The sequence below is a fragment of the Streptomyces sp. NPDC059010 genome, assembly GCF_042740355.1.
Taxonomy (GTDB): domain Bacteria; phylum Actinomycetota; class Actinomycetes; order Streptomycetales; family Streptomycetaceae; genus Streptomyces.
Genome location: NZ_JBHYJA010000085.1, coordinates 12,525 through 20,797 on the forward strand (window position 1 = coordinate 12,525; position 8,273 = coordinate 20,797).

4 protein-coding genes are annotated in these 8,273 nt (G+C 70.1%); 2 read left to right on the forward strand and 2 right to left on the reverse strand.

From position 1 onward, the window contains the following. Positions 1–119: 119 nt before the first annotated feature. Positions 120–2,216, reverse strand: coding sequence for an MMPL family transporter (locus ACFWYS_RS45575; RefSeq protein WP_384782761.1), 2,097 nt, complete (start codon positions 2,214–2,216; stop codon positions 120–122). A 222-nt stretch (positions 2,217–2,438) separates the two neighbouring features. Further along, positions 2,439–2,993 (reverse strand): hypothetical protein, encoded by a 555-nt coding sequence (locus ACFWYS_RS45580; RefSeq protein ID WP_384782762.1) that lies wholly within the window; start codon positions 2,991–2,993, stop codon positions 2,439–2,441. 445 nt (positions 2,994–3,438) lie between these two features. Between ACFWYS_RS45580 and ACFWYS_RS45585 the strand changes: the two genes are divergently transcribed. Together ACFWYS_RS45585 and ACFWYS_RS45590 are read left to right on the forward strand one after the other, a co-directional pair. Beyond that, positions 3,439–7,542 (forward strand): SGNH/GDSL hydrolase family protein, encoded by a 4,104-nt coding sequence (locus ACFWYS_RS45585; protein WP_384782764.1) that lies wholly within the window; start codon positions 3,439–3,441, stop codon positions 7,540–7,542. 33 nt (positions 7,543–7,575) lie between these two features. Continuing rightward, positions 7,576–8,097 carry a hypothetical protein gene (locus ACFWYS_RS45590; RefSeq protein ID WP_384782766.1) on the forward strand — a complete coding sequence of 174 codons (522 nt, stop codon included), beginning with the start codon at positions 7,576–7,578 and terminating at the stop codon, positions 8,095–8,097. The last annotated feature ends 176 nt before the right edge of the window (positions 8,098–8,273 follow it).

An 8,273-nucleotide genomic window follows, 5' to 3' on the forward strand; every position in this document is an offset into this window, starting at 1 on the left:
TGTGCGGCGCCCCCCCCCCCGGGGCGCGGGGGCGGCTCGGGGGGGGTGGGGGGGGGCGCGGGCGGGCATACTTCGGGGGGGGGGGCGCCCCCCCGGGGGGGGGGAGGGGCGCCGGTCGGTCAGGGGACGTTGACGGCCACGGGCTCCGGCTGCCTCGGCGGGACGGGAGGCCGGGGTCCGTCGGGTCGCCGGGAGAGCCGGCCCGGCCACCACACCTTGCGTCCCAGGGCCACGCTCGCGCTGGTCACCAGGTATGTGCGCACCAGGAACGTGTCGAGCAGGACGCCCACCGCGATGACGAAGCCCAGCTCGACGAGGGGCACCAGCGACATGTTGGTGAGCACGGCGAAGGTGGCGGCGAGGACGAGTCCGGCGGAGGCGATGACGCCGCCCGTGGTGCGCAGCGCGGTGAGCGCGGCCGATGCCGGGTCGGCGCCGCCGAGGCACTCCTCGCGCATCCGGTGCATCAGGAAGATGCCGTAGTCGACGCCGAGGGCGACCAGGAACACGAAGGACAGCAGCCCCAGTCCGGGGTCGGTGCCCTCGAAGCCGAAGAGCGGCCCGAAGACGAGTCCGCCGATGCCGAGCGCCGCGCCCCACACCGCGACCACGGCCGCCACCAGGATCAGCGGCGCGACGAGGGAGCGCAGCAGGGCGATCAGGATCAGCAGCACGGACAGCAGCACGATCGGCACGACGACCATGCGGTCGCGGGCGTTGGTGTCCTCCAGGTCGATCTGCTGGACGCTGGGCCCGCCGACGTAGGAGCCGTCGAGCTTCTCGCGCAGGGCCTCGATGGTGGCGGTCTCCCCGGTGGACTGGGGTGGTGCGGCGGCGATGACGGAGATCTCGGTCCAGCCGTTTCCGGTACGGCCTTCCTGCGCGCTGTCGACGCCCCGGGTGCCGCGGACCGCCGTGAGCGTCTCGGCGGCGCGGTCGCGCGGGGTGATGACGCTGATGGGCTGGGTGCCGCGATCGGGGTAGGCCGCGGCGAGGGTCTCCATGGCGGCGACGGCGTCGGGTTTGCTGGTGAAGGAGTCCTCCTGCTTGAGGTTGCCGGGCAGGTTCAGCACGCCGAGGGCCAGCGCGCCCAGCAGGACGGCGCCGCCCACCAGGACGGTGCGGGGCCGGCGTCCGGCGGAGCCGCCCATCGCCGTGAACAGCGACCGGCGGGCCTTGGGTGTGCTGCCGTAGCGGGGCACGAGCGGCCAGAAGACGCGTCGGCCGAGCAGGACGAGGATCGCGGGCAGCAGCGTCAGCATGGCGAACAGCGCGCACAGCACGCCGACGGTGCCGAGCGGGCCCATGCCGCGGGTGGAGTTGAGGTCGGCGGCGAGCAGGCAGAGCAGTCCGGCGGCGACGGTGCCGGAGGAGGCCAGCACGGCGGGCCCGCAGCCCTTGAGGGCGGCGGCCATGGCGTCGTAGGGCCGCTCGGTCCGCCGTAGTTCTTCCCGGTAGCGCGAGACGAGCAGCAGCGCGTAGTCGGTGCCCGCGCCGAACACGAGGATCGTCATGATGCCGGAGCTCTGGCCGGAGACCGAGGTGCCGAACCCCTGGTTGAGGCCGTAGGCCACGCCCATCGACAGATAGTCGGCCATGCCCGCGACGGCGAGCGGTACCAGCCACAGGAACGGGCTGCGGTAGATGATGATCAGCAGCAGCGCGACGACGGCCGCGGTGGTGTAGAGCAGCGGTCCGCCCAGCGCGTTGTAGACCTCGGAGGCATCGGTGGCGAGCGCTCCCGCGCCGCCGACGTCGACGCCGAGCCCGTCGCCGCCGTGCGCGATGTCCCGTACGGAGCCGACCAGTTCGTCGCGGGCCTTCTCGTCCTGGCCCGGCTCGGTGCTGGCCACCGGGTACATCAGGGTGGTGCCGTCCTCGGACGGGATGCCGTGCGGCTGGGCGGTGAGCCGGTGGGCGCTCGCGATCCGGTCGAGCTGGGCGGCGGCGGTGGCCCGGTCGGCGGCGGTCAGTCCGCCGTCGCGGTGGTAGACGACGACCATCTCGGTGGCCTCGCCACCGGGCAGCCGGTCCTGGATCTTCGCGGCCTGCGTGGAGTCGGCGCTCGCCGGCAGGTAGTCGATGGCACGGTCGCGCTGGACGTCCGCCAGCTTCGACGCGAACGGCGAGGCGATCGCGAGTACGGCGATCCACAGCCCGAGCACGAGCCAGGGCACGGCACGCCTTCTCCGCGCAGCTGTCCTAACGGCCCCCATCTGACGGGTCTCCCTCCGGTCCGGTGTCTGGGTCGGTTCCAGACTCCCGGCGGAAGGAGGGCGGTTCGTCGGGCGGGAGGCCGAGTTCAGGGGTACTGCCGGGGGCGGCCGGGCGGCCGGATTACTCCCCGGGGAGTACTGCGGGCGAGGGCGGGCGCGCAGGTGGGCGCCGGTTGCCGCCGGGAGTGCGCACCGGCGGCAACCGGACGGTGTGGGCGAGGGTCAGTCGCAGGGGGTGGCGCTGCGGACGGCGTCGATGATGGCCGGGCCGGCGATGCCGTCCCACATGATGGCCGTCACCTTCGAGCAGAACACGTAGGAGTGGCTGCCCTCGATCTTGACCGGGCCGGCGTACTCGGTGAAGAGGCCCTCGTCGACCTTGCAGGTCGGGTGGACCCGGTTCGGGCAGAGCTTGAGCTTCATCTTCATGCCGCCCGGCATGTTGTTGTCGAAGACGGCACAGGCGCCGGAGAAGCCCTGGCTGTTGGTCTTGGTGTAGCTGAACAGGGTGCCGTAGCGGCGGGAGTCGGGCAGTCGCTCGGCGTAGTTCAGCTTGTAGCCGGTGCCGCACATGGTGGCGGTCGCCCGGACGGCCTTCGTCTCCTGGGCGGCGATGGCCTTGGTGCCGGCGGACGCGGTCGACGTGAGCTGCACGGTGGTCCCCGGCACGCGCAGCTGGTCGACGGTGGGTGTGGCGGCGGTGGCCGCGGGAGTCACGAACGCGGAGGTGAGCAGCGCGGCGCCAAAAGCCGCCGCGCGAACGAGCGCACGGGACATGGTGGTTCCCCCTATGAAGCTTTGAATTCCCGCCAAAGCATGTGCAGTTGCACATCTGACGGTTGATTGGTCAGCGAAACCATACCCGCCGACGCACGCTTGAGAAGACCCGGCAGGCGTGGTGTGCGTCACGCGTGCGCACGGTGTGAAAATTGTGGATGACACGGATCGTGGCACCTGATACGTTCCGAGTGACCACTGAACCGAACATCGGTTCCCAATGCGCGCTTCTCACGGGGGGATTGCTGCGCTATGTCTCGCGCTGCCCGGCGAGTCACCTTGTCGCCCACCACACTTATGTGCTCGGCACAGCCGCGTCCTGACCTGCGCGGCCGGTGACCACGCGATCACTCGGCCCACGAGACCATCGCCCTCTCCTTAGCTGACTGCGCCGTGCGTTCCCTTTGCAATGGGAACGCTCAACTCTGCAGGAAGAGAATCCACGTTGATACGCAACGCGCTGCTGCGGCGTGTGCGGATACCGGTGACGGCTGCCCTCACCATGGCGCTGTCCGCTGGTGTCGCCACGTCGCAGGCATTCGCTGCGGCCAACCCGCAGGGGGACGCCAAGGGCTGGTCGGCACCGGCCGCCCGCGACCCGGGCACCAAGCCCGGCGACCAGCCGACCGCCGTCCCGTCCGACCGGCGTACGGCCGTCCTCGGCGAGGACTACCGCAAGTCCGCCGACCGGGCCTTCACCACCTCCGGTGACGGCACCGGCTTCCATGTCCTCGTCGCGGACGAGAAGCAGGGGTACGCCTGGAAGACGGCGGCCACCCTGTCCGAGTCCGGCTTCGACACCGACTCCTGGATCGGCAACGCCTGTCTGACCGAGTCGGGCAGGTACGCGGCCGTCGCCTACGCGCCGCGTACCTTCACCAACAAGCCCGAGCTGATGACGCGCGGCGCGTTCACCGCCGTCGTCGACCTGACCGACGGCCGGGTCACCAAGCTCCCGTTCCAGGCCACGCTCGGCTACTTCTCCCCGGGCTGCGGCCAGGGCGAGGAGGCGGTCTTCACGGCGCTGACCGACGACCGGTCGGCCAAGAACCAGACCCGGCTCGTCACGGTCGACGCCCGGACCGGCAAGGTCGGCACCAAGCAGACGGTCACCGGCCAGGTGACCTCGGCGGTACCCACCGACCAGGGCATCGTCGCCGCCGAGGGCAACCACATCGTGGCCGTCAAGGCCGGTAAGACCCGGGGCATCGCCACCACGAAGGCATGGCCGTTCCAGCTCAAGGCCGACGCCGACGGCGGTGTCACCTTCATCGACCCCGACCCCAAGGCGGCGAAGACCCGTGGCGCCGCGGCGGCGGAGAACACCGCCACCGTGTCCCGCGTCAGTGCCGGACAGATCAAGAAGGCCGACGGCCGCAGCAAGGCGTCCGGACTCGCCCACGGCAAGCTCTCCGAGTTCGACCTCACCGCCACCCCCGCGGGCACGGTGTTCGTGACCGGCAAGGCCGCCACCACCTCGCGCGCGGCGGGCGGCGTACTGCGCAACCCCGGCGGCATCGACAAGGACGCCCAGGTCTCCAGCCGGGGCCAGGCCGTCGTCACCTCCCGCTGGGCGGACGGCAAGGACTCCCGGATCCGTCCCGAGGAGGCCCTCGACGCCCGCACCGTCCGCACCACGGTGAAGGCGCTGGACACCCGTAAGACCGTCGTCCTGGACGCGCCCCCCGGGTCCGACCCGGTCGGCGGTCAGCGCGAGGCCACCCAGGGCACCCAGACGAGCCCGGTCCTGCTCGCGCAGGGCGCGAAGGCGGGCGGCCGTGCCACCCGGGCGGCCGCCAACGACCCCGTCGAAGCCGACCGTTACTGCTCGGTCCCGCGCAACGACCCCAAGAAGCAGGCCTTCCAGCCCACCCCGCGCCAGGTCGAGTGGGCGGTCGACCAGGCCATCGTCGGCAAGCTCAACAAGAGCGCGACGCGGGCGGCGAACTGGAAGAACACCGGCATGGCGGCGTACGCGCCGCAGACGCTGTTCCCGCTGACGCCGCTGGCCGGCGGCTCCGGTGAGGACTGGCACGTGCCCGCGCAGGTGATGCTCGGCATCACGGCGCAGGAGTCCAACATGTGGCAGGCCACGCGCCTCGCGGTGCCCGGCGTCACGGCCAACTCGCTGATCGGCAACTTCTACGGCGTCAAGTACGCGGCCAGCGGCCAGCAGCAGGACCCGTGGGCGATCAACTTCGCGAAGGCCGACTGCGGTTACGGCATCACGCAGGTCACCGACGGTATGCGGCTGCCCAACCACGGTGAGAGCAACACCAAGACCGTCGTCCAGCAGGAAGCGGTCGCCCTCGACTACGCGGCGAACATCGCGGCGGGTGTCAACATCCTCATCGAGAAGTGGAACAGCACCCGCAAGGACGGCCTGGAGATCAACGAGGGCCAGCCGAAGTACATCGAGAACTGGTTCTACGCGCTGTGGGCGTACAACTCCGGGTACCACCCCAAGTCGGCGCCGGAGAACGGCAAGTGGGGCGTGGGCTGGACCAACAATCCGGCCAACCCGCTGTGGAAGGAGAACCGGACCCCGTTCCTGGAGAACGCCGAGGGCAAGGACGACTACAGCCACGCGGCGAAGCCGCAGAACTGGCCGTACGAGGAGAAGGTGATCGGCTGGGCCGCCCGTCCGATCTCCGCCATGTTCAAGCCGGGTGACATGCAGGCCGGCTACCGCGCCGCCTGGTGGAACTCCACCGACGCCCGGACCTCCGCCAAGCCGCCCATCTTCACCTTCTGCGGCCCGCAGAACGACTGTGTGCCGTCGAGGATCAGCGAGGATGCCTCCAACGACGACAACAAGGGCCCGTGCGTGCTGCCCGGTGACCCGCACACCGACAACCCGCTCTACCTGAAGTGCTGGTGGAACCAGCGGGTCGCCTGGAAGAACTGCACCACCGAGGCCCGGTGCGGCAACCCGGTCCACCGGTTCGACGACACCTACCCCGAGCAGCCCGACGAGAGCTCATACCCGCCGCGCTGCAACACCGGTCTGCCGAGCGGGTCCCTGATCGTGGACGACCTGCCCAACGGCACCGTTCCGGCGGGCACCTCGGGTCGTACCTGCACAGTGGGTTCGAAGGGCACGTTCCAGTTCACCTTCGCGGGCGAGAGCGGCAAGTACCCGTCCAAGATGGATCTGCACCAGATCGGCGCGGGCAACGGCAACCACTTCTGGGTGGGCCACACCCGCTGGCTCGCCACCGCCGACGGCAAGCGGCTGCAGGTCTCCGGCAAGTGGACGCTCAGCGGCACCCAGCGCGGCTGGATGCGTGTCTTCGCGCACATGCCGGACCACGGTGCGCACACCAGGCAGGCCGCCTACCGGATCGGCGGCACCGACTCCACCTCGCCGGTCCGGGTGCACCCGCAGCGGATCCGCGAGAACAAGTGGGTCGACCTGGGCGTCTTCAACTTCACCGGCACCCCGTCGGTGACCCTCGACACGGACGCCGACGACGGCACCGGCGACGAGGACATCGCCTGGGACTCGGTGGCCTTCCAGCCGCTGTCCGCCAAGCCGAAGGACTTCGTCGTCGCCATGGGCGACTCGTACTCCTCCGGTGAGGGCGCGTCCGAGGGCAACCGGGACTACTACCCGGAGACCAACTACCTCGACAAGCAGGACAAGAAGACCCGCAACGCCTGCCACCGCTCCACCCAGGCGTGGTCGCGCCAGGCGACGATCCCCGGCCGGTCGAAGTCCATCGGCGCCCTGGCCGACAGCTACGGCAGCGCCATGGACTACCACCTGGTCGCCTGCTCCGGCGCCCGCACCTACAACATGGTGCACGCGGGCATCGTGCAGTCCAACGGCGGTGAGAAGACCCAGATCGACAAGGGCTACCTGGACCAGAACACCACCCTGGTCACCGTCTCCATCGGCGGCAACGACGCACGCTTCTCCGCCATCATCCAGAAGTGCCTGGTCGCGTTCAACGGCGGCAACTGCAAGGACAAGACCTTCGAGGACGGCGACACCGACAATGCCGTCGGCGGCCGTGACCGCAAGTTCATCGGTCAGCCGCTGGAGCAGGCCGCCGCGGGCATCATCAACGAGATCGTCCGGCCGGACATCGCCAAGGTCCTGGCGGAGATCCACGCGAAGGCCCCCAACGCCAAGATCGCTCTGATGGGTTACCCGCCGCTGATCGAGGACCGGGGCGCGTGCCTGAGCATCACGATCCCGGGCGTCGGCCAGATCGGTCTGTCCGCGTCGTCCTCGGACTGGCTCAACAGCGTGGCCGACACGCTGTCGGCCGCGATGCAGGGGGCCGTGGACGACGCCAAGGCCAAGGGTGCCAAGGCCTGGTTCTCCAACCCGAAGCAGAACTTCGCGGGCAAGGCCGTCTGCGGTGACCCCGAGTCCGTCCACGGCATCGTCAAGACGCTCGTCGACTCGGACGAGCCGGCCACGGACTACCCGATCATCAGCAACTACGGCCTGTCCGCCCAGTCGTTCCACCCGAAGATCGGCGGCGCCCGCCTCTACGCCGACTCCGTGGAGCGCACTTTCACCGGCATGGGCCTCTAGCCCCGCCACCCCAACCCGGAAAGGAACACCAGCATGCGAAAGCTTCTGTCCACCGGCGTCGCGGCCGGCACCGCCGCCCTCGCCCTCATCGGCCTGGCCGCGGCACCGGCATCGGCCGCCAGCGCGCGTTCGGGGTTCGAGGTGTACTTCCCCGGCGACAAGCCGGAGAGCATGTACAACGTCGAGAACATCGGGACCGTGTCCGGCAGCATGACCGGCAAGTCGGTCGTGAACTGGCAGATCCTGGTCGACCAGGTCATCGACAACTCCAAGCGGTTCACCAGCTTCAAGATCACCACGCGGATCGAGGAGCGGCTGACCAAGGACACCGAGGACCACGTCGTCACGAAGAAGACGTGCGACCTGACCAAGATCGTCAACGACGAGTACTCGTGGTTCCTGATCGAGCCCGTGAACACCTGTGTCGCGCCGTCCACCACCTACGACGGTGAGCTGTGGTGGTCCACGGACTCGACGATCGTCTACGACATCGAGGGCGACGGACACGGCGCGGTCACCAAGGAACTCCAGGGTTCGCCGCTGCTCCACGGCTGACGTCCGCATGACACCGGGTACCCGGGAGAGTGCGGTAGCAGCGGCCCGGCCGGTGGTTTGGGGGTCACACCGCCGAGACCCACCCCGGGGGGGGGGGGCGCCCCGCCGGCGCCCCCCCCCCGGGCGACGAACGCGCTCCTCGACTCCGTGCGCCAGGCCGCGTATGTCCAGATCCT